Origin of the sequence: Pseudoflavitalea sp. G-6-1-2 (genome assembly GCF_012927185.1) — a bacterium.
In the GTDB taxonomy this organism is placed as follows: Bacteria; Bacteroidota; Bacteroidia; order Chitinophagales; family Chitinophagaceae; genus Pseudobacter.
The window spans coordinates 623,735-648,006 of sequence record NZ_JABBGB010000001.1; the positions used below are offsets into that span (position 1 = coordinate 623,735).

At 46.9% G+C, this 24,272-nt stretch carries 21 protein-coding genes; 2 read left to right on the plus strand and 19 right to left on the minus strand.

All coding sequences use genetic code 11. The features are described 5' to 3' along the window. Positions 1 to 9 precede the first annotated feature (9 nt). From HHL16_RS02575 to HHL16_RS02610, 8 genes are all read right to left on the minus strand, one after another. Positions 10 to 3,519, minus strand: a complete 3,510-nt coding sequence (locus HHL16_RS02575; protein WP_240965735.1) for a SusC/RagA family TonB-linked outer membrane protein — start codon at positions 3,517 to 3,519, stop codon at positions 10 to 12. Between the two features lie 256 nt (positions 3,520 to 3,775). Further along, complete coding sequence (locus HHL16_RS02580) at positions 3,776 to 4,756, minus strand: FecR domain-containing protein (RefSeq protein WP_169423581.1); 981 nt, start codon at positions 4,754 to 4,756, stop codon at positions 3,776 to 3,778. 88 nt (positions 4,757 to 4,844) lie between these two features. Beyond that, positions 4,845 to 5,405 (minus strand): RNA polymerase sigma-70 factor, encoded by a 561-nt coding sequence (locus tag HHL16_RS02585; RefSeq protein ID WP_169423582.1) that lies wholly within the window; start codon positions 5,403 to 5,405, stop codon positions 4,845 to 4,847. A 2-nt stretch (positions 5,406 to 5,407) separates the two neighbouring features. After that, the gene (locus HHL16_RS02590; protein WP_169423583.1) at positions 5,408 to 5,881 is read right to left on the minus strand and encodes a hypothetical protein; all 474 of its coding nucleotides are present in this window, start codon (positions 5,879 to 5,881) and stop codon (positions 5,408 to 5,410) included. Positions 5,882 to 5,908: 27 nt separating this feature from the next. After that, positions 5,909 to 7,378, minus strand: a complete 1,470-nt coding sequence (locus HHL16_RS02595; RefSeq protein ID WP_169423584.1) for a SusD/RagB family nutrient-binding outer membrane lipoprotein — start codon at positions 7,376 to 7,378, stop codon at positions 5,909 to 5,911. 11 nt (positions 7,379 to 7,389) lie between these two features. Then, on the minus strand, positions 7,390 to 10,497 hold the full coding sequence (locus tag HHL16_RS02600; protein WP_169423585.1) for a SusC/RagA family TonB-linked outer membrane protein: 3,108 nt from the start codon (positions 10,495 to 10,497) through the stop codon (positions 7,390 to 7,392). Between the two features lie 341 nt (positions 10,498 to 10,838). Next, positions 10,839 to 11,540 (minus strand): DUF1080 domain-containing protein, encoded by a 702-nt coding sequence (locus tag HHL16_RS02605; protein WP_169423586.1) that lies wholly within the window; start codon positions 11,538 to 11,540, stop codon positions 10,839 to 10,841. A gap of 9 nt (positions 11,541 to 11,549) precedes the next feature. Then, a complete protein-coding gene (locus HHL16_RS02610) occupies positions 11,550 to 12,908 on the minus strand; it encodes a Gfo/Idh/MocA family oxidoreductase (RefSeq protein ID WP_169423587.1) in 1,359 nt (452 codons plus the stop codon). A 172-nt stretch (positions 12,909 to 13,080) separates the two neighbouring features. Here HHL16_RS02610 and HHL16_RS02615 point away from each other — a divergent pair, with 172 nt between their 5' ends. Both HHL16_RS02615 and HHL16_RS02620 read left to right on the plus strand, forming a co-directional pair. Further along, complete coding sequence (locus tag HHL16_RS02615; protein ID WP_169423588.1) at positions 13,081 to 13,689, plus strand: superoxide dismutase; 609 nt, start codon at positions 13,081 to 13,083, stop codon at positions 13,687 to 13,689. Between the two features lie 38 nt (positions 13,690 to 13,727). Further along, positions 13,728 to 14,342: a hypothetical protein gene (locus tag HHL16_RS02620; RefSeq protein ID WP_169423589.1), complete on the plus strand. Its 615-nt coding sequence runs from the start codon at positions 13,728 to 13,730 to the stop codon at positions 14,340 to 14,342. Between the two features lie 61 nt (positions 14,343 to 14,403). On the opposite strand, the gene yidD is transcribed toward HHL16_RS02620, so the two are convergent. The 11 genes from yidD to HHL16_RS02675 all read right to left on the minus strand — a co-directional run bounded on the left by yidD (position 14,404) and on the right by HHL16_RS02675 (position 24,261). Next, positions 14,404 to 14,634 carry a membrane protein insertion efficiency factor YidD gene (gene yidD, locus HHL16_RS02625; RefSeq protein WP_206022228.1) on the minus strand — a complete coding sequence of 77 codons (231 nt, stop codon included), beginning with the start codon at positions 14,632 to 14,634 and terminating at the stop codon, positions 14,404 to 14,406. Then, positions 14,609 to 15,013, minus strand: a complete 405-nt coding sequence (locus HHL16_RS02630; RefSeq protein ID WP_169423590.1) for a ribonuclease P protein component — start codon at positions 15,011 to 15,013, stop codon at positions 14,609 to 14,611. Before HHL16_RS02630 ends, yidD begins: the two co-directional genes overlap by 26 nt. Positions 15,014 to 15,107: 94 nt before the next feature. Next, complete coding sequence (gene rpmH / locus HHL16_RS02635) at positions 15,108 to 15,263, minus strand: 50S ribosomal protein L34 (RefSeq protein WP_026309617.1); 156 nt, start codon at positions 15,261 to 15,263, stop codon at positions 15,108 to 15,110. A gap of 181 nt (positions 15,264 to 15,444) precedes the next feature. Continuing rightward, complete coding sequence (locus HHL16_RS02640) at positions 15,445 to 16,365, minus strand: DUF6252 family protein (protein ID WP_169423591.1); 921 nt, start codon at positions 16,363 to 16,365, stop codon at positions 15,445 to 15,447. A gap of 136 nt (positions 16,366 to 16,501) precedes the next feature. Continuing rightward, positions 16,502 to 17,320 (minus strand): glutamate racemase, encoded by an 819-nt coding sequence (gene murI / locus HHL16_RS02645; RefSeq protein WP_169423592.1) that lies wholly within the window; start codon positions 17,318 to 17,320, stop codon positions 16,502 to 16,504. A gap of 69 nt (positions 17,321 to 17,389) precedes the next feature. After that, positions 17,390 to 17,941 (minus strand): OmpH family outer membrane protein, encoded by a 552-nt coding sequence (locus tag HHL16_RS02650; protein ID WP_169423593.1) that lies wholly within the window; start codon positions 17,939 to 17,941, stop codon positions 17,390 to 17,392. 113 nt (positions 17,942 to 18,054) lie between these two features. Continuing rightward, positions 18,055 to 18,567 carry an OmpH family outer membrane protein gene (locus HHL16_RS02655; protein WP_169423594.1) on the minus strand — a complete coding sequence of 171 codons (513 nt, stop codon included), beginning with the start codon at positions 18,565 to 18,567 and terminating at the stop codon, positions 18,055 to 18,057. An 85-nt stretch (positions 18,568 to 18,652) separates the two neighbouring features. After that, complete coding sequence (locus HHL16_RS02660; RefSeq protein WP_169423595.1) at positions 18,653 to 21,376, minus strand: POTRA domain-containing protein; 2,724 nt, start codon at positions 21,374 to 21,376, stop codon at positions 18,653 to 18,655. A gap of 120 nt (positions 21,377 to 21,496) precedes the next feature. After that, positions 21,497 to 22,261 carry an isoprenyl transferase gene (locus tag HHL16_RS02665; RefSeq protein ID WP_169423596.1) on the minus strand — a complete coding sequence of 255 codons (765 nt, stop codon included), beginning with the start codon at positions 22,259 to 22,261 and terminating at the stop codon, positions 21,497 to 21,499. A gap of 146 nt (positions 22,262 to 22,407) precedes the next feature. Next, positions 22,408 to 23,271: a DUF6089 family protein gene (locus HHL16_RS02670; protein ID WP_169423597.1), complete on the minus strand. Its 864-nt coding sequence runs from the start codon at positions 23,269 to 23,271 to the stop codon at positions 22,408 to 22,410. 111 nt (positions 23,272 to 23,382) lie between these two features. Then, a complete protein-coding gene (locus tag HHL16_RS02675) occupies positions 23,383 to 24,261 on the minus strand; it encodes an NAD kinase (RefSeq protein WP_169423598.1) in 879 nt (292 codons plus the stop codon). Positions 24,262 to 24,272: the final 11 nt, after the last annotated feature.

Sequence of the window (24,272 nt, forward strand, 5' to 3'; positions counted from 1 at the left end):
ATGCTAATTTTAGAAGCCCACATTCAGGTTTATGCCAAAAGAACGTACCGTTGCCAGCTGACCTGTCTCAAGCCAGTTATTGGATGTACTGCCAGTGGCCAGCTCTCCGGGGTTGATACCCTTCGGCGCTTTCTGCCAGATCATGAACGGATTTTTGGCGATGAATGCAATATTGATGCTCTTCACAGGCAGCTTCGCTATCTTCTGTTGTGAAAATGTATAGCCCAATCTTATTTCACGCATACGCACATACGAAGCATCCATTACCCATTCTTCATAGATCTTGTTACCCAGTACATTTCTGTAGTAACTGCGGGCATTTACATAAGCTGTCACTTCCTGTTTGGTGGTATTTGAAATGCCGGTGATCTTGTAACCTCCGCCATCTCCGAGCGGATCGCGGATATTCTTGCCTTTATCGTTCATGGCCGCTGTGATCTCGTGCTGACCGCTCTTTACTGCCAGCATCTGAGACCAGCTGAAGAATTTACCTCCACTCTGAAAATCAATCACGGCATTGAGATCGAAATTGCCGAAGGTGATGGAGTTCTGCCATCCGCCTGTGAAATCGGGCAACGACGATCCCAGTTTATGATTGGTGCTCCACATCGGCATATTGGAATTATCGAGCAGAATTTTTCCTGTTGCCGGATCACGGTCGTAGCCATTTCCTACCAGCGTGCCGAATGCTTCTCCTACATTCGCGAGCAGATACATGGGTACCGATGCATAAGTATTCTGATCGATGATCAGTGTATTATTGCCGGGATAGAGCTCAAGGATCATATTCTTGTTGTGCGCAAAATTCACCATGGTGCTCCACTTGATCTGTTTGCTTTGAACAGGCGTTCCGTTCAGCGATACTTCGATACCTCTGTTGCGGATATTGCCTGCATTGATCACATATCTGGTAAAACCACTTGGCCCCGGCACATCGAGATCGATCACAGCATTCTTATTTTTCTGCTGATACATTGTTACACTGAACCCAACCCTGTCTTTGAAGAAACGCATATCCAGACCGGCTTCTATCGCAGTGGCCAACGATGGTTTCAGATCAGGGTTGTTGAGCTTATCGGGCACATACATGGGAAAGTCTTTGTTGTAAGGATCTCCCAGTACATATGAATTCGCAGTCTGATAAATATCGATATCGGCTCCTGCCTGCGCAAAGCTTCCACGCAGCTTGGCATAGGAGATTGCAGGCACTTTCATCAGCTCGCTGAACACTACCGATGCACCCACTGAAGGATAGAGATAGGCATTGTTGTTCTCCGGCAGCGCTGATGAAATATCTCTGCGCAGTGTTCCTTCGATGAAATAGGTGTTATCGTAACCAAGGCTTACAGAACCGAAGGCACTCCGCACTTCTTTTCTTCTCAGATTATTGCTTACATCGGGCCTTTCAACAGAGTTGCCGATATTGTACCAGTCTCTGGCTACCAGTCCGCCTACAGTTGCCTGCGTGAGCGATGTGTATCGTTGAGTGAGTATGTTTCCTCCAACATTGGCCTGCAATGATAACTTACCGAACTCTTTCACATACTGCGAAATAAACTCGTAGTTCATTTCCTTGGATTCGTACTTGCCCGTCCAGAAACCAGGTACACCGCGGCCTCCGGCTGCATTACGGCCATCGATGTTCTGCGTAAATCCATCCTGACGGATAAAGCCACTCACCGTAAATCCGGGAATGATGGTGTAGGTAAGACCAACATCTCCGAAGAATCTTTCTCTTGAATCATTCGAGGGATTTTCATACGCATCGAAGTAAGGATTGTTCCAGTCGATCGGCGTCATGTTTTCATACACGCCCTGATCATTCGGATCATTTACATTCCACTGATAGAATGTGCCATCTGCATATTTGTACTGTTTCAGTTTTTTCATATCCAGATTTCGCTGGAACCACTGATACATATTGCGGGACCCCAATTGCTGGTAGCCCTGTGAAGGACGAATGGCCTTGTTATTCGCATAGTTCAGATGCGTTACCAGCAGCAGTTTATCGGTGATGTTCAATGAGCCGTTGAAAGAAAGGTTATTGCGTTTCAGACTGGTATTCGGCTCAATGCCTTTGATGCTGGTGTTATTGTAACTGAGGCGGAATGTGATGTTTTGTCCACCCCCTGCAACAGAAATGCTGTTGTTGAGTGTATGCCCTGTTTCAAAATAATCCTTGATGTTATTGGGATGTGGAATGAAAGGCGTTTCCTTTCCGAAATCAGGATCACCGGGATAGAAGCTGTACTGATGCCTCACCGGAGTGCCATCCATTTTAGGTCCCCAGCTTTCGTCCCAGGTTCCATCTACATATTTTGTTTCTACACCGTTGATGTCGATGGTAGGAAAATTGAGACTGGACCCTGCCCCATAGATATTCTGCAGCGGCATCCAGTTGCCTGGTTTTTCGATGGTGAATGCAGAACTGAAATTGATAGTTGGTTTCTTTGAAGTTTTACTTCCTTTCTTGGTAGTGATGAGAATTACACCGTATTGTCCACGAAGACCGTAGAGTGCAGATGCAGAAGCACCTTTGAGAACACTTACAGATTCAATATCATCGGGGTTGATATCCTGCGCAAGGTTTCCATAATCTTTACCGCCTTTTCCTGCATAGTTGCTGTTGCTGACGGGAATATTATCCACCACAACAAGCGGCTCTCCATCGCCGGTAATTGAGTTAACGGAACGGAGTCTTATTTTCTGTGTACCGCCCATGCTTGCTGCAGAGGATCCGCTGACGCTTACGCCTGCAATCTTTCCTCCAAGAGATCCCAGCACATTCTGCTCTTTCGCAACAGTGAGGTTCTCTCCTTTGATCTCTTGTGTGGCGTATCCGAGTGAACGTTGCTTGCGGTTGATGCCGAGTGCAGTTACTACTATTTCTTTCAGTTTGTTATCGAGTTCCTGCAACTGAACATTGGCAACAGCCACTTCGTTGTTTGCCACAACGATGGTAATGGTTTGATTGCTGTACCCTACTGCAGTAACAGATAATCTGTAAGTGCCGGCTTTCACTCCGCTGATTACGAAGTCGCCGTCTTTATCAGCAGCGGTTCCTTTGTTGAGTTCGGTGATCATTACCGATGCGTTGGAGACGGGATCTCCTTTCTGATCGGTAACTTTTCCGCGAATGCTTCCGTCGTACACCATTTGCTGTTCGTGCACATCTATTGGTGGTATCGACGGCGATTCATAATTCTTTAGTTTTCTGATAACGATATTGCTGTTCACCAGCTCGTATTGCAGGCTGGTATTTTTCAGCAGCATGTCTAGGATTTTGGAGACAGCCATTTTTTCTGCATGCAGAAAAATATTGTCTACCTCCGCTATTTCAGCAGTACGATAGCTGAATGGGATCTGAGTGGCTGACTCGATTTTTTTGATGGCAGTTTTCAGAGAAGCATTCTTCAGTTCAATTGAAATGAAGATCTTATCCAATTCCTGCGCTTTTCCGTAACCGGCAATCAGTGTTCCGCTCAGGGTTAAAAATATGGCCAGAACTGTTATTCTCATGAGCATTTGCTTAATCCATTGCAAACCAGCCAGTGAAGGCTGAGAATGTGCAGGAGCGCAAACCCACGCAGGGGCATGCGAATTTGCAGACAAATTCATAGTTTTGGTCTGTTTAAGTAATTCTGTAATGAGGATTCTATTTAAACGCCGGGCCATACCAGGTCGTAACTGGTTAGGCCCTTTTTTATGCCGGCAATCAGCCCGGTGCTGTAATGGTTGTTTTTGATTTCATGTTATGAGTTTTGGGATGAGGTATTTAGTGTACGTAATATTTCCCTCCCTCCTGCTTCAGTGCAGCATCGGTTAATCTGCATAAGATCTCCAATGCTTTTTCTACTCCGGTTTGTCTGTTGAATGATGTAGAAATGCGCATATTGCTCACCGTATCATTGGTTACATCGATGCTTACATTGTACACTCTTTCAAGGTCTGCTACTATTTCACTTACCGGTTCATCATCGTAAGCCAGTTTTCCCTGCTGCCATGCGGCTACCTGCTGAAGGCCGGACCGCTTGTCGGCAATGCCGCTTCCATTATTGTTCACCCTCACCTGCTGGCCTGTGGTGAGCGTGGCTACTTCTTTATCGAGATACTGCACTTTCACTTTGCCCCTGCTCACAGCCACCGTTACATTGCTGAGATCTGCATATGCTTTGATATTGAATGCAGTGCCGAGAACAGTGGTAGCTATTTTTCCGGTATGGATGATGAACGGCTGCTGCGCCTGATGCTTTACATCGAAATAGGCTTCACCACTGAGATACACGTTGCGGTTGCTTTTGCCGAAGTCAGCAGGATATTCCAATGTGCTCGCAGCATTCAGCCATACCTCCGTACTATCCGGAAGCAACAAAAACCGGTACTCCGATCTTTCCGTTGAGGATACACTCATCGCAGGTTTGGGTGCTGCTTCTTTTTTGTTCATCAGGTACACTCCACCAACCGTTGCCGCAATGCCTGCTGTGATCACCAGGGCCGCATAGGATCTTTTCTTCTTTACCGGCTTCTCGTCTTCAGGTTGGGTAAGCCATTCCGGTTCCGGCAACACCAGATTACCGGTCTCATCTACATAGGTAACAGAAGTTTGGCCCAACGCTGTGTATGCTTCACTCACCAGCTGACGCAGTTCCTGATCGTGGTCAGCATCGCGAAGCAATGCGAAGAGTTCATCGAACTCCCGCCGGGTACATTTATTTTCAAGGTATTGTCTGAACAAAAACCTGATCCTGTGTTCCATATTATTCAACATTGCGTGCAAAAACAAAATGCCTGCTTCATACTAGACGAAGCAGGCATACAGATGTTCCTATCCGGATCAAAAATATTTATGGGAAAAACAATCGACTGGTTCCCGACAGGAAATTCCGGATCGATTGCAGCGCCGACGACAATTGATTTTTTACGGTATGTTTTGAGATCTGCAACTCACTGGCAATTTCCTCATAATTCAATCCGCGCTCCCGGTTGAGCTGCCAGATCAGTTTGCGTTGCGCAGGTAAGCTATCGATGGCTTTGCGGATGATCTGATGATACTCTTTTGTTTCGAGCAGCGCTTCGGGATCATCCTGCTGCAGCACCAGATTGCTCCAGACAGCTTCTTTCAAACGGCCGTCCGCCGCGGCTTTCCGGAGAAAGTCGATCACTTTATTTTCGGTCATCCGGTAGAGCCAGGCTTCGATATTCTTTACCTGATGCAATTCAGTTCTGCGTTCCCAAAGCTTCAGAAATACTTCCTGAATCACATCTTTTGCAAACTGTTCGCTCTTGGTGAGTTGCTGGGCCAGCGCATACATCCGGTATTCATGGGCACGGAAAATACTGGCGAAAAGTTCTTCCATTTCCTTTTCGTTCATTTCCTTGTTGGTATGGTACCGGTTGCCGTCCATGGTTATTTCAGTTTTACATAGATGGTTCTGATTACGTTCAGGTTATTCTGGTTAAGTATTTCGTAGTCGAGCCTGATCACTGTTCCCGAAGCACCTGTCGGAAGTGTGTACGGAACCAGCAGTGTATCGAGCCGTTTGATGGTTGAGAACGCTTTCTGATATGCGATGGTGCTGTATTTTTCTTTCGCTCCTGCACCAACCGTATTGAACAGATTGATCTCTTTCACCGGACTTTCAGAAAAGAATTGCAGCTCCGTGTTGAAGGTGGCGCTGGCATCGTAAGCCGTTGCATCCGTTCTGGACGTGGCAAGTGTTTTCTGTGTGGCCATATCTATCAGTCCATTACTGCTTACAGGCACAGAACCCACACCTGTAGGAGTGGAATTGTCCCTTACAAAATCATACTTGCTTTTTTTGCAGGCCGCTATTGCAGCCAGCGTGCATAGAGCGAGCGTGATATATTGAATTGCTTTCATGATCTTTTGTTTTTGAGTGAAGATGGATTACTGATCCCACCACATTTTTTCCGTCATTGGTTTGAATGCGGCTTTCGCATTGGGGTTTCGGTTCACCTCCACCAATGGCAGCAACGAACGGCGGATGAACTTGCCGCCCATATCAGGATTGATGTTCACCGGCAGTTCCATTCCTGTAAAAAGATTCGGATTGTAATCGTACCTGCGAACATCTACCCACATATCGGGATTGAGAAACAGCGTTACCATTTTCTCGCGCATGATATGTGCAATCTTCAGTTTATCTGCTCCCACGCTTACCTGTGCATTGGCGATATAGGCATCGCGTTGAACAATTGGCACAGTGAGTTTGTCCATATTGGCCCTGATGCCTTCGAGGTAGGCTGCATACGCATCGGCAGTAGATCCTGTTGTGGTGGTATCTCCTCCGTTCTTCAGAAACAATGCTTCTGCTTCCATGAGTTTTTGCTCTGAATAAGTGGCCATCACCAGTGGCGACCCACGCATGCCATAGAAGGTGGTATCTGTGAGATCTGCTGTGTTGCCGGTATTGGCCGCACCATTGGTAATGCCTGTGTAACTGCTTGCAGCCGGACGTTTGTAAATGATCTTGATAGCACGGGGATCTACCAATCCCGGAAAGTAAGTGCCATTGATGGCATTGCAGAATCTCCGCGATGGCGCAATGGTGAATGTGGCACTGCCGGAAATCCTTCCCGATACATTCACAAACCAGGGATTGGGATTGCGCTCACTAAAGATCATCTGGTAATCTTTCGATGTGGAAGTGTACGCATTCTGCATGGCTGCGAGTGCGTTCTGTGCGGCAGCTGCTGCACCTTTTTTGGTTGTGTGCATGTAGAGCCTTGCTTTCAGAAAATACGCGGTTCTTCTCCATGCGAGCGTGTCGCCTCCGTAGATCAGATCATCAACACCGGGTTTCAGTGTGGATGGGTTTGGAAGCTTCGATTCATCGATGGCTGAATCGAGATACTTGTGCATGAAAGTGTAGATATCTTCCTGCTTATCGTATTTCGGTTGAAGTATCTGAGGCGCTTTGAATGCTTCCGTCAATGGCAGATCTCCATACGTATCTGTAGCCAATGTGAGGTTTGTTACGAAGAGAATTCTCGCGATGGCCGTGTAGTGTGGCGCGCCTTGCTGTTTGGCCGCATCCACCATCAGTTTGGCATTGGCGAGGGCCGTCCACATGCCTTCAAATGCAGAGCTGATGCGCACATCGCGGTATCTGTCTTCGTTCAGCGGGCCACTGCTGTAGGATGCCATCTGCTGACTGAACAAGGTTGTAATATAACCAAGCAACGCATGATTATTAGCCGTGGTATACTCCACTGCAGGCAATGCTGTTGCCAGTGTGATCGATGGTGATCTATTCGGATTGACATTCACATTGCCACTCTCCACAAATTTTTTACAACCTGCCATCAACACCAGGCCGCAGAGCACTGCATATGATACGATTGATTTGTTGCTCATGTTGTCAGGTTTTAGAAATTAAGGTTCAGGTTGAAGATCCAGGAACTGAAATTCGGAATATTGCTGCCGGTGAATCCGTAGGCATTGTAGCCGGTGGAGAAGGCGCCGCTTCCGGGGTCATATCCTGAATAGCGTGTCCACAGAATGAAGTTGCTGCCGGTAATTCCTACCGATGCACCGCGAATGAATTTGGTGCGTTCCAGCACTTTTTTCGGAATGGTGTAGTTGAGTGAAACGTTGCGGAGTCTCAGCCAGCTTGCATCCTGCAGAATCACATCTGCGATGTTGTTGAACAGGCCTGTGTTGCGATAGTAGTTATGATCGAGCACTACGGGTATATCATTCTCTTTTCCGTCCGCGATCTTCACGCCTTTGAAGATCACCTGCTGATAGCGGTTCTCTGTGATCTTCAGAACTCCGTTACGGATTGAGTTGCGCATAGTTACATCAAATACATCGCCTCCCTTTTTGTATTCGATCAGTCCGGAGAGGCTCCAGTTCTTCCAGGTGAGTGTAGTTGAAAGGCTTCCGATCCAGTCGGGGAAAGCGTTTCCGGCTTTCACGAATTCCTGTGTTACGTCCGGGAATCCGCTGGGCAGTATCATCAGATTGCCTTTATCGTCGCGACGATAGGCAACGCCCCAGAGATCGCCGGCTGATCCGCCGAGACTTAATTTGTTCATGATCCTTCCTTCGTCGTAGAACGGAATATCGGTGATGCCTTCTTTGATGCTCACTACCTTGCTTCTGTTCTGACTCCAGTTTCCGGTGATGCTCCAGCTCCATTCTTTGTTCTTCACCGGCACTGCTGTGAGCTCCACTTCAATACCCTCATTGCGGATAGTGCCCGCATTGGTGTAGTAAGTGCCGAAGCCCGATGTGTAAGATACCGGAACAGGAATGATCTGATCTACATTTCGGCTGTTGTAGTACGTTACATCCAGATTCAGTCTGTCTTTCAGGAAGTGCAGCTCTGTTCCCACTTCAAAAGATTTCTGCATCTCTGGTTTGAGTGCCGAATCAGACAGCTCTGTACTGCGGAGAAATCCGAGCAGGCTGTTGAAACCTGTTACGAATGGAAACCCTTTGGGTGCAGAGAAGTAAGGACCGTTCGCATATGGCGGCGCATCTTTACCCACCTGCGCATAAGACACACGCAGCTTACCGAAGTTGAGGACGTTGTTGGAAATATTGTGCAGATCGGTGAAGATATAACTCAAGCTCACCGCAGGATAGAAGAATGAGTTATTTGCAACAGGCAGCGTAGAGCTCCAGTCGTTTCTTCCGGAGAGTTCTACATACACAGCGTTCTTGTAACCGAATTTCACGTTACCAAAAATGCCTGCATATCTTCTGCGTGTTGTTGTACGCAGGTTGTATTGATTAACAGTGTTGCTGAGATCGTAGAATCCTACGAGACCGAATTTCTCACCTCTGTTGTTGATGATGTCGTTGTAGGTAACCTGAATGTTGTTGCCCACCATGAGCGTGTAATCCCAGTCGTCGTTGATCTGATCCGTCCAGGTAAGGAAGGCGTTGCTGTTCACATCTCTGCTGGTGATCCTTTCCTCTACGATGAAACCTCCTGAAAGTATCGCCAGATCAAGCGTGGTGCGGTCTCCGGGATATCTTGGTCCGGGTACAACACGTGTGCGGCTGTCATTGAAATAATCCCCTCCGATTTTGTAATCGAATTTCAGTTTGGGCAGTATGCTCCAGTTGAAACCGAGATTGCCCACCATGCGGAAGAGATTGCTGTTCATCTGACTGTATTTCGCAACGTAAAGTGGATTGTCGATGATGGTTGGCGCGTACACTTTCATGCTTCCATCCGGGTTCAGGTAATCGCGCACATCGAAGGTGGTGGTATGATAAGAAAGGGAAGTCATTACACCTTTATCTCCTGCAGATGGCTGATCGTTCTGAGAAGTAGTGAATGTTGCAGATCCATTCATGCTGAATTTCTCTGTGAGCTGTGAGTTAGCTGCCAGCTTGAATGTATAACGATCGAATTTTGTTCCGGGAAGAATGCCGCTCTGATTCAATGCAGAGAAAGAACTGTAGTACGTTGTTTTATTTCCTCCTCCCTGCACAGTAACAGAGTTGTTGTAGCGATTGCCGGTTGAGAATGCTCGTTTGAAATTATTGTACACAGGATCACCTTCCGTTACCGGAGGTCCGAATGTCTGGAATCGGTTAGGCGTGCCATCGGAGTTCCACGACAATCTGCCTTGCTGTCCTTCGCGATACTTTGTTTGTATCTCCGGATACTTGGTGAGATAGTCCCATGAAACGGAACTGTTGAGGCTCACGCTCATTTTGCCGGTTGAGCCGCGTTTGGTAGTGATCACCAGAACACCGTTGGCGGCTTTCAATCCATACAGCGCCGTAGCGCCCGCGCCTTTGAGCACAGAGATGGATTCGATATCATCAGGGTTGATATCGAGGCCACGGTTTGGATAAGCAAACTGATCGTTGCTGCCGGCCTGCAGCAGGTTGGTACCTGCGCTGGGCACCATGCCGCCTGAGCTGGTGGAGTTGTTCACGGGAACGCCATCGATCACAATCAACGGCTGGTTATCGCCTGCGGGGTTCATGGAGCTGAGACCGCGGATAACGATATCGGTACCGGCTCCGGGAGTACCACCACTGGAAGTGATATTCACACCGCTCACCTTACCCTGAATGGCATTGATGAAGCTGTTCTCCCGCCCTTTGCTAAGCTCGGCAGAACCCACTTCCTGCACATTGTATCCGAGTGTTTTCTTTTTCTGTTTGAAGCCGAAGGCGGCAGTAACAACCACTTCGTCGAGACTGCCGGCGTTTTGCAGCACCACGTTGTAATCGGTACTGTCCGAAAGCCTGAGTTCTTTGGTTTTGAATCCTGCTGCAGACACCACCAGAATGCGGCTGCCCGAAGCGGGCAGGGCAATGGTGAAGCGGCCATCATCATTGGCCGAGACGCCTGCGCTGGATCCTTTCAGTAAAATGGTAGCTTGAGAAACAGGAGAGCCTTTGTCGTCAGTGACCCGGCCGGTTATCTGCCTGGTTTGAGCGAAGAGAGATGTGGGGATAAGAATTAACAGAATGATCCCCCACCTACACAGTAGTTCTTTCATAAGCAGTTTGGTATTTGTTGAATGGGATTACCCGTAAGTTAAAGGATTGAAATCAGAATACCGCAATTTGCTGCACGATTCTGCACGGTATTTTCCGGCTCTTCCGGATTTATGCGGCGTTCTGAATGCAAGATGAAAATATTGCCCGCGAAGCAAAGTGCCTCCCGCAGAAAAACGCAGTCGAAACTTTAAGTTGAGGGATGAAATTAGTCAGTCCGGTGACCACCGTACCACTCCGGAAACAATTCAGCTGTTAAGTTTTAGCTCGATGCCAGACGACAGCCAAAACATGCAGTTTCCTGCAAGCCTTGTCTGATGCGGCTTTCCGCAGACTGTAATAGCTACTGCAAAGGTTTGATTTTGATATTCCTGAACCAGATGCCTCCACCATGATCCTGTAAGGCGATGCGCCCTGTTTTGCGCATGCCATAATCAGCGGCATCTTTCCACTTGCCTTTTGCTTTCAGTTGCTCCCATTCGGTTGTCCATAACTGAAAGTCCACTATTTTCTCTCCGTTGAGCCAATGTTCTACATGCGGCCCATGTACAATTATTTTGCTGTGGTTGTATTCTCCTGCCGGCTTCGCCATAATTTTTGAAGGAGGGTGCATGGCATAATCCGCTCCGCTTTTCTGCCAGTCTTCTAACTTCTGCGCATAACCGAGATCGTCGATCAGCTGATATTCCGGCCCGGTTTGATAGGCGGCATCATGATCTTCCGTAACATGATACATCGCGCCGCTATTGGCTCCTTTGCCTACTTTCCATTCGAATGAGAATTCGAAATCTTTGTAGTCGGCATTGGTGACCAGATCGGCGCGATGCGCAACATCTTGCTCTTTGCAATGCAGTTCTCCATTCACCACCTCCCATCCGTCTGAAGGTTTGTTCTGATAGGAATGCCATTGATTGGTAGACTTACCGTCGAACAGCAATTGCCATCCTGCTTTCTTTTCCTTTGCGGAGAGTCTATTATGGTCTTGCATAAGTGACATGCTGGTTAAAGTGATCACGGCTGCGAGGGGGAGAATAAAAAGTTTCATGTACTGAGTTTATCCGATTAGTTTCATGCTGATGGGGTCCCATTTGATAGCGCGCTCTTTGTAATAGCTATCGTTACAAAGCAGTGCGGGCGCGGCTGCGCGATATCCGAACACAGCATCTTCAATTACAGGTTTACCGCCACGGATGGCGCGTACCCAGTTGAAGAAGTGATCGTAATGTGCGCCTTTGTATCCTTCATCTACCTTGAATACGGTGGTTTCAGGAGCTTTGATGGTTTTGCGATCGTAATCTTTATCATATCTGCGTTCTGCAAAATATTTCGCATACTGATCGGGTGGCCAGAATTTGTTTTTGATGAGCGTGACTTTATCCCAGTCAACAATCATCGAACCTTCATTACCTACAAGACGGAGGGAGTTGCTCTCTCCGGTTCCGTCAACAAAATTCACACGGAGCGAAAGGTTGAATGCAGGATGATTGGCTGTCTGTGGATAGTCGAACATACCGAGCAGAATATCGGGCACTTCGCGGCCATCCTTCCAGTACCGCAGTCCTCCGGTACTCATAATGCGATTAGGGCCGGAAGAGCTCACCACATAGTGAAGGCTGGAGAAAAGATGCACAAAGAGATCGCCTGCAACACCGGTCCCATAATCCTTGAAGCATCTCCAGCGGAAGAATTTTTTCGGGTCGAAGGGAATATCAGGGTTGCCATGCAGAAAACGCTTCCAGTCTACAGTCTGGAGGTTTCCATCGGCAGGCATATCGTATTGCCAGGCACCTCCGGGTGTATTGCGTGCCCATACACCTTCGGCATAGTTGAGCTGTCCGATGGCGCCTGCCTCGTACAGTTCTTTGGCTTTTTCATTGCCGAGTGAGCTCATACCCTGACTTCCTACCTGAAACACCACTTTGTTCTTTGCCTGGGCTGCAATCACAGCGGGGCCTTCGGAAACATCGTGCACCATGGGCTTTTCGCAGTAGACGGCTTTGCCGGCATTCATGGCATCAACGGAAATATCTTTATGCCAGTGATCGGGCGTGGCAACGATCACAGCATCGATGTCTTTGCGGTTGAGCACTTCACGGTAATCTTTGGTTGTGAAGATATCATTCCCATATTTCTTCTTTGCATTTTCGAGGCAGCCATCGTACAGATCGCAGGCAGCAACGAGTTTAACACCGGGAATACTGGTGGCGGTTTGTGCATCTCCGTTGCCCATGCCTCCTGCGCCGATAAGGGCAATCTGGAGATTATCGTTGGGCGAAACGTATTTGCGGGAGAGCCATTCTGTATGGGGAAGATTGTCGGCAGCGTGCGCCAGGCCTGGCAGCAAAGCAGATGCGGCAACACCTTTGCCGATCTTCTGAATAAAGGCCCGCCGCGGTTGGGTAGGTTTACTCATGTGTTATGTGGTGTGGTTGGGTGAAACAGTTAATTTGACAGGAGATGAATATACAATTAAATGATGAGTTTCATAAGGGGAATGTAGTTGGCGGATCGGGTAATGACCTGTAAATTTGGGCCTCGTAAGTTTTGAGCGTCAGGAAAATCTTTATCATTTAAAAATTAATAGTATGGCATTTACATTATCACCTCTTCCATATGCAGCGGATGCACTGGAACCTCATATTGACACGTTAACCATGCAGATCCACCATGGTAAACACCACCAGGCTTATGTTGACAATCTCAATAAAGCAATCGCAGGTACTCCCAATGAGAACAAATCACTGGAAGAACTGGTAGCGGCTGCAGGCAGCATCAGCCCTGCTGTTAGAAACAATGGCGGCGGTCACTGGAACCACACTTTCTTCTGGGAATCACTGGCTCCCAATGCAGGTGGCGCCCCAACAGGTGCACTGGGTGATGCGATCAATGCAGCATTCGGTTCGTTCGATGCATTCAAGGAGAAATTCAACAATGCTGGTCTCACACGCTTCGGAAGCGGCTGGGCATGGCTGATTGTGAAAGACGGCAAACTCGAAGTAAGCTCTACACCCAATCAGGACAATCCTCTGATGGATGTAGCAGAAGTAAAAGGTACCCCGATCCTCGGCGCAGACGTTTGGGAGCATGCTTATTATCTGAAATATCAGAACAAACGTGCCGATTATCTCGCAGCTTTCTGGAATGTAGTGAACTGGAGCAAAGTGGCAGAGCGATTTGCAGCAGCTGGCAAATAATACTTACACCCCATCCTTTTCATTAAATAATGCAATCAATGAAGTATTCTATCATCGCCGCCTGCACGGTAGCTTTACTGGCATCAGCCTGTTCATCCGGCCCATCCAATGTTAAAAAACTCGTGATCATGAGCAGTGGCAAACTCACTGCGAAAGGGCAGGACAGCAAAGAGATCACCTTCGAACCAGGTACACAGCACAATGAACTGGATCTCCAGTATGTTGGCAGCGATCCTGTAAAAATTACCGTAAAAAGCAAGGATGGAGATAAAACCTACGATCTTACCGAGAGTGGATCTTACCTGCTTAATCTGAAATCAGCCGACACGCTGATCGGAAGCATTGTAAAGTATGGAGAAGGTGGTATCCCCACTTCTATCACTACCGAGCAATTGCAGCATATTGTAGACAGCACGCAGCAACTCATCATGGGCCTCAATGCCAGTGATGAAGCCAAAACTTACTTTATTGTACCAGGTGCAGTAAAGAAAGTAAGTGCGAACTACACCGCCAAGCTCATCGGTCCATTCAATGGTATTCCTAATACTGTGGAAGCAGGGAAGGATGGGAAAGCGCCTGAGATCTACAAGTTCACCACCAGCAAACAAAAGCGCGAAGAACTGTACGACCTCGTAAAGCGTATGAACAAGTAAGCAATTACACTGCATAGATTAAAGCACGAAGTGGTCTGAGACTGCTTTGTGCTTTTTTCGTTTATGGCACAGGGTCATATCCGTGACCACCCCATGGGTGACAGCGGCTGATGCGTTTCACTGCGAGCCAGAAACCTTTGAAGAGTCCGTATTTTTTGAATGCTTCAACAGCATAGTGAGAGCAGCTGGGTGTATACCTGCATTTGGGTCCCAGCAATGGAGAGATACCCCACTGATAGATCTTTATCAGTGCGATAAAGGGAAGACTAAGTATCCGAAGTATTTGTTTCATTAACTATCCGGGTGAGTCTTTGCAAAATTACGTCGATCTTCTCATTCACCAGCTCCCAGTTGGGCAGCTCTTTGCCTACAAAGATGATGAATACAGCGAGTTTAACATTCTTCTGAGTGGTGAGCTCCTGAAGCTCGTGCTTTTTCAGTCGCCATGCTTCGCGGAGGAGCCGTTTGATGCGGTTGCGGTCGGTGGACCGGCCGAAGTTGCGGCTGCTGGTACCGAATCCGCACTGGAGGGAAGTGTCGATGGTATCCGTAAACGCATAGGAAGTTCTGACCGGGAAAACGGAGAAATGTTTTCCTTTCTTAAACACCAGATCGATGGCCTTTCGGCGTTTGAGGCGTTCTGTTTTTCCTAATGTGTTCTTCTTCGGCATCAAACAAAAATAAAATAGCTCCGGCAAATGCGGAGCTATTCGAACTATATTCAACTGTTCAGTATCAGCGGATGCTGAACTGATCAGAAAGAGTTTACTTTAATTTCCTTTCATCAGAAACTGTCAGCTTCTTGCGGCCTTTAGCTCTGCGGCTAGCCAGCACCTTACGGCCATTGGCAGTTTGCATACGCTTGCGGAAACCGTGAACGGTTTTACGACGACGGCGGTGAGGTTGGAATGTACGTTTCATAATTGTTTCTTTTACGCTTTTTGCGCTTCGGTTTTGCGAAGCTGGCTTTGTTGAATGCGGCCTGGGAGAACAGACCTGGTTTCTTTTTCAGCCCAACAGGTCACCACACCCGCCGGATTGTGAAAGGACGGCAAAGGTAAGGCATTACTTTCTTTTTCCAATCACCGCAACGCATTTTTACTTACGGAACCTGAACCTCTACGTATGTTACTGAAAATGAACCTTCTGTAATATCAAAATTATCAGTGGCATTCTTCTTTACCTTGAAATTGAAAGTGCCCTTGATTGTTTTGGTAGCTGTATTGTGCTCAGTTATAATAAGTTCGCCACTTACAACAGTTTGGTATTGCGTTATCCCTTCGGAATAGGCTGCTATATAACCCAATGAACCGGCAAGATTATAAGTTCCGGCAGTTATCGCGGCAGGCATAGACAACAGTAAAGTATTGCCTCCGCCACTCAATGCTGTAATTGAAAGCAACCCAAACCCACTTGTACCTGAAACAATAGATACCGGAAAAGCCGTTCCATTTACCTTAGCTGCAAATGTTCCGGAACCGGTGCCGGGATTACCAGGCCCTCCTGGATTATTGGAAGAAGCGAAACTGAGATTCTCAATCAATCCTTCGGTAAGCGTTAGCACCTTATTGCTTCCATCTGCACTTAATACCTTCAGCTGAAATTTCCCTGAAAGTATTTTAGAGGTATTATCGATTTCAGTGATCTCCACAATACCTCCGGCATTGTTGGGATCGTTTCCAAAACCAGTTCCGTAAGGGATGGTGGTAGCGCCGGACTGATCTATCATAATTCCGACAAAGTCGTCCTTGGTACTGGGGTCTAGCTGATACTTACCCGGTTTGTCGGCCTTGAGTTTAATGGAGAAAGAGATCTTGCTGGCACTCTGCCCTGAGATCACCAGATATCCATCTGCTGTAATGGCTGCGGAAACCTCATCTGCAATCCACTGCTTCCCATCGATCTTCATGCTAAACACTCCTGACCTTTCACCGTCAGTAGAATCAACACTTTTTTCTTTCCCGCATGCTGCAAAGCTGATTGCCAGAATGGCCAGCAACCAAAACCGAAATGTTCTGATCATACATTAATTGATTAACCGATGATAAATCTCCATTGAAAATGGGAGCTTTTCAGGAATACAGGATTCTGGCGGGCTGTGGAGGGTTCACTACGAAAGTATCCACTTTTTATGGATTGCACAATACGAAAACCATCCTCTACAATGCCACGTGGTTCGATTGCAATGGTTCTCCAAAGAATATACTTGCCTGATGGTTGAAATCGTTGGGGTCGTCGGTGGTAAAAAATGCGCGGGTACCGCTTTTGCTGCATCGCTGCTCCATTTCAGGATGGCGTTGCAGATAATCGGCCAGACTCTCCGCCACAATCAGCCCCTGAGATAAAACCTTTATGTTATCCGGAATGAACTGTTTGATCTTGTTCATCAGCAAAGGATAATGCGTACAGGCCAGCAACAGCAGATCGATATCTTTCTGGTGCTGCAGTATATTCTGAAGGTGCTTCTCAATAAAATAATCAGCTCCGGGTTGCTGGTGCTCATTGTTCTCTACCAACGGAACCCACATTGGGCAAGCCTCCTGGTGCACTTCGATATCGGGAAAGAACTTGTCGATTTCGAGGCGGTACGATTCTGACTGAACGGTTCCCCTGGTAGCGAGTATGCCGATTTTTTTGGTATCGGTATAAGAACCGATGATCTCCGAAGTGGGTCTTATCACCCCCAGCACACGGTTGTCCGGCGCGATCTTCGGCAAATCGTTCTGCTGAATAGTGCGCAATGCTTTGGCTGATGCCGTGTTGCAGGCGAGTATCACCAAGGGGCATCCCTGATCGAAGAACCACTGCACGCATTGCAGCGTGTAATGATACACTGTATCGAAGCTGCGATTGCCGTAAGGCGCACGCGCATTATCGCCAAGGTAGATGTAATCGTATTGCGGCAGTTTCTGCAATATCTCCTTCATCACAGTGAGGCCGCCGTATCCTGAATCGAAGATTCCAATGGGTGCAAACATGCTCAAATTTACAAATAAAAAAGCCCCGCCGTTGATGGCAGGGCCTGTTCAATATGGTGCGGTTTAAACTTATGGTTTTTTCGCAGGGGCGGCAGCAGGTGCATTACCTGTAGGAACCTTGATGCCCAGTTTTTTTGCTACCAGTGGAAGAATGTCTTCACCGGGAGGAGCAACCAGCAGTGCTTCTTTCTCGAAAACCCATGTATATGCGCTCTCTTTGGCAACAGCCTGGATAGCTTCGTATGCTTTTTTGTTGATTGGTTGAATCAGCTCATCGCGTTTCTGACCGAGCAGTTGCTGAATGCGCTCTTCTTCGCCACCGAGTTCAGTGCTGAGTTTGTTCAGCTCTGCTTTCTTTACAGATTTCACTGCTTCGGACATGGTAGCAGAATCTTTCTGGAATTTCTCGAATGCAGCGTAGAATGCATTTTGTTTTTCCTGTGCGCTTGCGATGAGAGCAACGCGGAATTCGTTCAGAGAAGAGTCAGCTTTCCGGGTTTCGGGCATGATGCTGATTACTTCCTGAGAACTGATATAACCGATTTTGTTTTGAGCCTGAGCGTGTGCAGCAACCATCATAAGCCCTGAAGCGAACAACACTACTGTAAAAAACTTTTTCATGTGTTTAATTTTGTTGTTTAGGACACCCAAAGCCCGGAAACAGGGTGGGCAGTATTTAAGTTTAAGTTGAAAATTGCTAACAATAAGTTGTTCCCTCGATGGTGCTTTCACGATTATTTAACACCCAGTTCTCTGAGGATGTCTTCGCTGCGGTCCAGCTTGGGGTCGGCAAATATAACAGTTATTCCTTCACTTTTATCCAAAATAAAATCGTATCCACGGTTAACAGCAATTTTCTGGATGGCGTTGTAAACCTTGTCCTGTATGGGTTTCACGAGTTCCTGACGTTTCTTGAACAGATCACCTTCAAAACCAAAGCGTTTGCGTTGAAGATCTCTCAATTCTTTCTCACGGATGAATAATTCGTCTTCCCTTTTCTTTTTCAGTTCGTCGCTCAGCATTACCTGCTCAGCATCGAAATCTTTGTACATCTTATCGAGTACCTGTTGCTTATCGTCTATTTCTTTTTGCCATGCCATGCTGAACTGATCCAGCTTTTTCTGTGCTTCTTTGTACTCCGGCATTTTATCGAGTACATATTTGGTATCTACGATAGCATATCGTTGTGCATTGGCCAGCTGGCCCATCAACATCACTCCCAGGAGGATAAAGAGTATTTTTTTCATACCACTTATTTTTAAAGTTTATGAGTAAGGATATAAATATCCAGTTATTCTCCGATTTCCGGGCAATATTTTATGGTTCTCGCTGCTATTCTGGTTCAAATCCGAGCATGAAGGTGAAGCGTGCTGCATCACGCAGTTTGCCATCGGGTTTCAGACGATCGAAACCTACACCGTAGTCGAATCCGAGGAGACCGAACATCGGCAGGAAGAATCGCATACCCACACCCGCAGATCTTCTCAGACGGAATGGATTATAATCTTTATAATCGTACCATCCGTTGGCTGCTTCAAACCAGAGCATACCATAGATAGTACTGCTTGGATTGGTAGTGAACGGATAACGAAGCTCCAGGGTATACTTATTGAACATCGTGAAGAACTGAGACGCCTGTTGTTGGTCTGGGTTCACCTTAGGATCAGAATTCTCATACACAGGGTAACCACGGTGCGCAATGATATCGTATCCTAAGATATAGTTACCATTGGCCAGACCGGCATCACCCACCTGGAAGCGCTCGAACGGAGAGTACTGCAGCTTGCTGCTGTATCGTCCCATGAAACCATACTTGGCTGCGGCACGCAGTACGAACTGACGGCTGCGATCTGCTCCCATGGCTTTGCCGATGGGGATAAACCATTCTGCATTGAATCGCCATTTATGGAATTCGGGCAACTTATAGTTATCCTCGTTGGTGATATTCTTATTGAATAATGAATATGGTGGCGTGAACTGCACACTTGCCAGGAAGTTGCTACCCTGAGTTGGGAACATCGGGTTTGGTCCCGCAGAGTTACGGGCCAGCGCCAGTTTAAAGCTCAGGTTGTTGGATGTACCATCCTTGAACTGAGAAATGAAATAAGGATAATTGATCAGCTTATACTGAGTAAAGCTCACCGAATAGATCAATGTAAAGAAGTCATCGGGCCATTTCAGCTGCTTACCCAATGATACCGCTGCACTGAAACTTTTCAGTTTGTTGGTATCGCTGTACACATAACGGTTACCATCATATCCACCTGTGCGGAACAATGTTTTTGAAAGGCTCACTGTGAGTGAGTTCCTTTTCTTTCCACCCAGCCATGGCTCGGTGAATGATGCGTTGTAGCTCTGGAACGCACGTCCGTTGGACTGAATGCGCAAGCTCAGTTTCTGACCATCACCGGTTGGTAACGGATCCCAGGCCTTCTTATTAAATATGTTGCGGATAGAAAAGTTGTTGAACGATACACCCACGGTACCAGTTAAACCGATACCACCACCCCAGCCGGCACTGAGCTCCAGCTGATCCGAAGATTTCTCTTCGAGGGTATAGTGAATGTCTACTGTACCATCTTCCTGATTAGGAACAGGGTTGATGCCGATCTTCTCCTGGTTGAAGTAACCAAGCTGAGAGATCTCACGCTGTGAACGTATCAGATCCTGACGACTGAATTTATCGCCGGGCAGGGTACGCAACTCACGACGGATTACGTGTTCTTTGGTTTTATCGTTACCGGCAATGGTAATGTTCTTGATAGTCGCCTGCGGACCTTCGCGCATGCGGATCTCGAAATCGATGGTATCATTATATACCGCCGTTTCAACGGGGTCTACCTGGAAGAAGAGGTAACCATCGTCCATATATAATGAACCGATGTCTCCACCTTCCTGCGTTAATTGTTTACCCAGTTTTCTGTTGAGTGTTTCGAGATTGTAGGTCTCGCCTTTTTTGATACCCAGCAGTACATTCAGAATGGAGTCTGAATATTTTGTATTTCCTTTCCAGGATATATTACCGAAATAGTATTTGTGACCCTCGTCTACTTTCAGGTCTACTTTCAGATTTCCTTTTTTGTTGAAGTACTGCGTATCGGCAACGATCGCTGCATCACGGTATCCGAGTGAGTTGTAGTAGTCGAGTACTTTCTCTTTGTCTTCGAGATATTTCTTCTCGTTGAACTTGGCAGAGCTGAATAATTTGAACCGGAAATATGGATCGAGGTATTCTTTTGTTTTGGAGAGAGACAGAGGCCCTGCATTGCTCAGGTACTCTTTGAAGGTCATGGGCTTGTTTTCACCGTAAGGGCTAGGCTCATTATCGGGGAAAAGCGTAAGCTTGGTCATTTCTTTGGTTCCCTTCATTTGCTTTTTCAGCTTCAGTTCGCCTACTTCTTTATTGTTGAAGAAGTCTATTCCGGCGATGCGCACTTTGTTGCCTTTGGTAACATGCAGTGTAAGAATCACAGCATTGGGCAGAGAAGCATCGGGGGTTTCCACGATATCTACCTGGGCACTCTGGAATCCTTTTTCTGTATAGTATTTCTGAATGGCTTCAACGGCATTGCGCTTCACGTTTTCTGTAACCACTTTACCGATGGTGAGATCGGTTTTGGGTTTCAGATCATCTTCATCAGATTTCTTTACACCCTTGATAGAGAATTTGGAGAGTGTTGGGCGTTCTGTAACGTGAATTTCTATGAAGAGATTATTGCCTTCGAGTTTAGTAAAATAGATCTGAACGTTTGAGAAGAGGCGTTGTTTCCAGAGGTTGTTGATGGCTTTTGAGAAGTTGTCGCCTCCGGGTATCAGCAGTTTATCTCCTACATTGAAACCTGCGATAGAGATCAGCAATTGTTCATCATATCGCTTGGTACCAGATATCTTAATCCCCCCCAGAATATACTCCTTCGGGTTCTTTGAAGACATAATTGCTTCCAGCTCCGGGTCAACGGACGTTGGTATGGTATCTTTTTCCTGTCCATAAGCTGAACCTGCCAATAACAGTACGAAAGCCAATAAAAAAACAGGGGAAGTAAACGAACGCTGCATTCCGGGTTGTTTAAGCTGGAGCAAATTAAAGGGATTTATTAATTGTGTTTTAAAACTGTTTGTTAAAACGCGCAGGAAATGAATGATTTTTTGGGAAGGGGATATGCATCATGGGGGATATTATTGGTTGGCCACAGGTTCCTGCTGAACCTGATCTCCGGTTTTACCAAATCTTCTCTCTCGTTTCTGGAAGTCGATAATGGCCTCATACAGATTTTCTTTTCTGAAGTCGGGCCAGCGCACATTGGTAAAATAAAGTTCTGCATAAGCCAGTTGGTAAAGCAGGAAATTGCTGATACGGTATTCTCCGCTGGTTCTGATCATGAGTTCCGGATCAGGGAAGCTTCCTGTGGAGAGATAGCCGCTCAGGGTATCCTGTGTGATTGAGTCGGGAGAAATGATCCCGGCTTTTACATCTTCTGCAATATGTTTCACGGCCTGTACCAGTTCCCATCTGCTGGAATAACTGAGGGCCATGATAAGATTGAGGCCGGTATTGCGGCTGGTGATCTCCAGTGATTCGCGAAGTGCCTGCCTGGCATACTCAGGCAGCATTTTCATATCACCGATCACATGCAGTTTGATATTATTTCTGTTGAGCGTTTCAGTTTCTTTGCGGATGGTTTCTACAAGCAGCTCCATCAGGCCTGTTACTTCCTGCTGAGGTCTGTCCCAGTTTTCGGTAGAAAATGCATAAAGGGTGAGGTATTCAACGCCGAGTTCAGCGCATCCTTCCACGATATTGCGAACACTTTCCACTCCATGAAAGTGACCATAGAGGCGATCCTGCCCCTTCTCCTTAGCCCAACGGCCGTTTCCATCCATGATGATGGCTATGTGCCGGGGCAACATCTGCAGGTTAATATGGTCCTTTCGGCTCCTCATACCTTATTTTTTGAAGGGACCAAAGGTACAAAAATTTAAATGGGAAGCTATTTTCATGGAAATTTTATGTACTTATTATGAACATTCTAACAGGTTGGCTGTAAACGGCCAAATCCGTTGGTCTATATAATATGGTGTCTGGTCGATCAGTTAGCCGATGGGCATCGGTAAGAACTGAGGTTGAAAGAGAAGGTGATCTCTGCAAAAATGTATTGATCTTTCTGTTTGGAGAATCCGCGTTGTCTGCCTTCCTCACCGATAATCTTGCCTGTTTCGTAGGATCTGTCCTGCAAACGCGCTGCCACCGAAGGTGTTCCGTCGGGCTGCGTCGGAAACTTGTCTACTCCCACATAGGTCTTGCTCACATCATCCAGATAATCGGTTCCGGTAAAGCGATGCACCACTTCAAAACCCAGGTTCATCCTTTCATTCAGTGCATATTTCACTCCCACTCCAAACGGAATGCAGAGTGCCATGGTGCTGTATGGTTTTCTGTCTTTGTATGGCTCCACATCCAGCCCCTGCCCTTCTGTACCAAGCGGGCGAAGGAAATATTTCTTCCCACCCAGATACGTATACGGATCGAAGTTGAATACTCCCACCCCAAAAGTTACATATGGAGTAAATCTGTACATCGGATCGGCAGGAATGAACTTGAAGAAATTGAAATCTCCCTGCAAGGCTACTTCAAAAATATTTGAGTTGAAGCTGAGATTTCTTCTCTGCTGGTATATGTTGTTGGTATTGTAAATGTCTGAATAACCGAGTTGCGCAAAGTGAGCGCCCACGCGAAGCGCCACATAATTGCCGAATTGTTTACGGAAAAACAAGCCTATAGCGGGTTTGGGCCTGTTCACTCTTCCTCTTGTATTGAGATCACCGAAGTAGTGGGCTGCTCCTGCAGAGATGCCGAATTCACCTACGTGAACATAGCTCTCATACTGAGCCATCGCTTGTGGCGCCACGAAAAGGGATATACCCAGCAGAGCCAAAAAAACCAGTTTTCTCATATACTGCAATATAATGATTAAGTAGTACGTTGCTGTTAACGAAACAGTTTGGTTTTTCAGTCTATTGGAAAAGTTAAATTACCGCTACCGAAGCGGGTTTCAGAAGGCAGATCAGTTTCTTGTGTCGAGGCCCCAGCTCAGTTTATTGCGGAGTGTCTGCAGGAAGTTGTTTTCGTTCAATCTTACCAGGCTGAGGGTAAAGCTTTCTCTCCGCACTGCAAGTTGCACTTTCTTTTCCACAATTTCTTTCCTGGAGTCCAAAGCACAGATAAAATGATCGGCACGGGATTCCACTTCAAATGAGATCACGTTATCATCCGGCACCACAATCGGACGAACATTGAGGTTATGCGGCGCTACCGGCGTTATCACAAAACTCGACGATTCGGGAAATACTACCGGACCATTACAGCTGAGCGAGTAACCGGTTGAGCCGGTTGGAGTGGCTACTATCAGTCCATCAGCCCAATACGTATTTAAAAAATCTCCATTCAGATACGTGTGTATCTTGATCATCGGAGAAGTATCTGTTTTGTGAATGGCAAATTCATTCAGCCCGCAGGGCACATTGCCAAAGAGCGGTTTGTCTGCATCGAGGTGAATGAGGGAGCGTTTATCGATCACCACATTGCGGTCTACAAGCGCTTCCACAGCAGACTTCAGTTCGTTGCGGCCGATGCTGGCCAGAAAGCCCAGTCTTCCGAAATTGATACCCAGTACAGGGATGTTCTTATCGCGAACCAGCGTAACGGTATCGAGAAGCGTACCGTCTCCGCCGAGACTGATCACAAAATCGATCTGCTCGCCCAGATCGGATGGGTCGCTGAAAATAGCCGTCTTCTCCGGAAAGCGGAAAGAAGACTTGATGGTTTCAAAGAACGGATGATAGATCACCGGTTCTATGTTTTCTTTTGCCAGTTCATCGAGCAATTGCTGTACATCTGCTTTCAACTCGTTTTCGATGACCCGGCTGTAGATAGCTACTTTCATATTGGGTGCTG

Excerpts from the sequence above, each read along its gene's own strand:
- HHL16_RS02575 (WP_240965735.1), bottom strand. The coding sequence starts at position 3,519 with ATGAGAATAACAGTTCTGGCCATATTTTTAACCCTGAGCGGAACACTG.
- HHL16_RS02580 (WP_169423581.1), bottom strand. The coding sequence starts at position 4,756 with ATGGAACACAGGATCAGGTTTTTGTTCAGACAATACCTTGAAAATAAA.
- HHL16_RS02585 (WP_169423582.1), bottom strand. The coding sequence starts at position 5,405 with ATGGACGGCAACCGGTACCATACCAACAAGGAAATGAACGAAAAGGAA.
- HHL16_RS02590 (WP_169423583.1), bottom strand. The coding sequence starts at position 5,881 with ATGAAAGCAATTCAATATATCACGCTCGCTCTATGCACGCTGGCTGCA.
- HHL16_RS02595 (WP_169423584.1), bottom strand. The coding sequence starts at position 7,378 with ATGAGCAACAAATCAATCGTATCATATGCAGTGCTCTGCGGCCTGGTG.
- HHL16_RS02600 (WP_169423585.1), bottom strand. The coding sequence starts at position 10,497 with ATGAAAGAACTACTGTGTAGGTGGGGGATCATTCTGTTAATTCTTATC.
- HHL16_RS02605 (WP_169423586.1), bottom strand. The coding sequence starts at position 11,540 with ATGAAACTTTTTATTCTCCCCCTCGCAGCCGTGATCACTTTAACCAGC.
- HHL16_RS02610 (WP_169423587.1), bottom strand. The coding sequence starts at position 12,908 with ATGAGTAAACCTACCCAACCGCGGCGGGCCTTTATTCAGAAGATCGGC.
- HHL16_RS02615 (WP_169423588.1), top strand. The coding sequence starts at position 13,081 with ATGGCATTTACATTATCACCTCTTCCATATGCAGCGGATGCACTGGAA.
- HHL16_RS02620 (WP_169423589.1), top strand. The coding sequence starts at position 13,728 with ATGAAGTATTCTATCATCGCCGCCTGCACGGTAGCTTTACTGGCATCA.
- yidD (WP_206022228.1), bottom strand. The coding sequence starts at position 14,634 with ATGAAACAAATACTTCGGATACTTAGTCTTCCCTTTATCGCACTGATA.
- HHL16_RS02630 (WP_169423590.1), bottom strand. The coding sequence starts at position 15,013 with ATGCCGAAGAAGAACACATTAGGAAAAACAGAACGCCTCAAACGCCGA.
- rpmH (WP_026309617.1), bottom strand. The coding sequence starts at position 15,263 with ATGAAACGTACATTCCAACCTCACCGCCGTCGTCGTAAAACCGTTCAC.
- HHL16_RS02640 (WP_169423591.1), bottom strand. The coding sequence starts at position 16,365 with ATGATCAGAACATTTCGGTTTTGGTTGCTGGCCATTCTGGCAATCAGC.
- murI (WP_169423592.1), bottom strand. The coding sequence starts at position 17,320 with ATGTTTGCACCCATTGGAATCTTCGATTCAGGATACGGCGGCCTCACT.
- HHL16_RS02650 (WP_169423593.1), bottom strand. The coding sequence starts at position 17,941 with ATGAAAAAGTTTTTTACAGTAGTGTTGTTCGCTTCAGGGCTTATGATG.
- HHL16_RS02655 (WP_169423594.1), bottom strand. The coding sequence starts at position 18,567 with ATGAAAAAAATACTCTTTATCCTCCTGGGAGTGATGTTGATGGGCCAG.
- HHL16_RS02660 (WP_169423595.1), bottom strand. The coding sequence starts at position 21,376 with ATGCAGCGTTCGTTTACTTCCCCTGTTTTTTTATTGGCTTTCGTACTG.
- HHL16_RS02665 (WP_169423596.1), bottom strand. The coding sequence starts at position 22,261 with ATGAGGAGCCGAAAGGACCATATTAACCTGCAGATGTTGCCCCGGCAC.
- HHL16_RS02670 (WP_169423597.1), bottom strand. The coding sequence starts at position 23,271 with ATGAGAAAACTGGTTTTTTTGGCTCTGCTGGGTATATCCCTTTTCGTG.
- HHL16_RS02675 (WP_169423598.1), bottom strand. The coding sequence starts at position 24,261 with ATGAAAGTAGCTATCTACAGCCGGGTCATCGAAAACGAGTTGAAAGCA.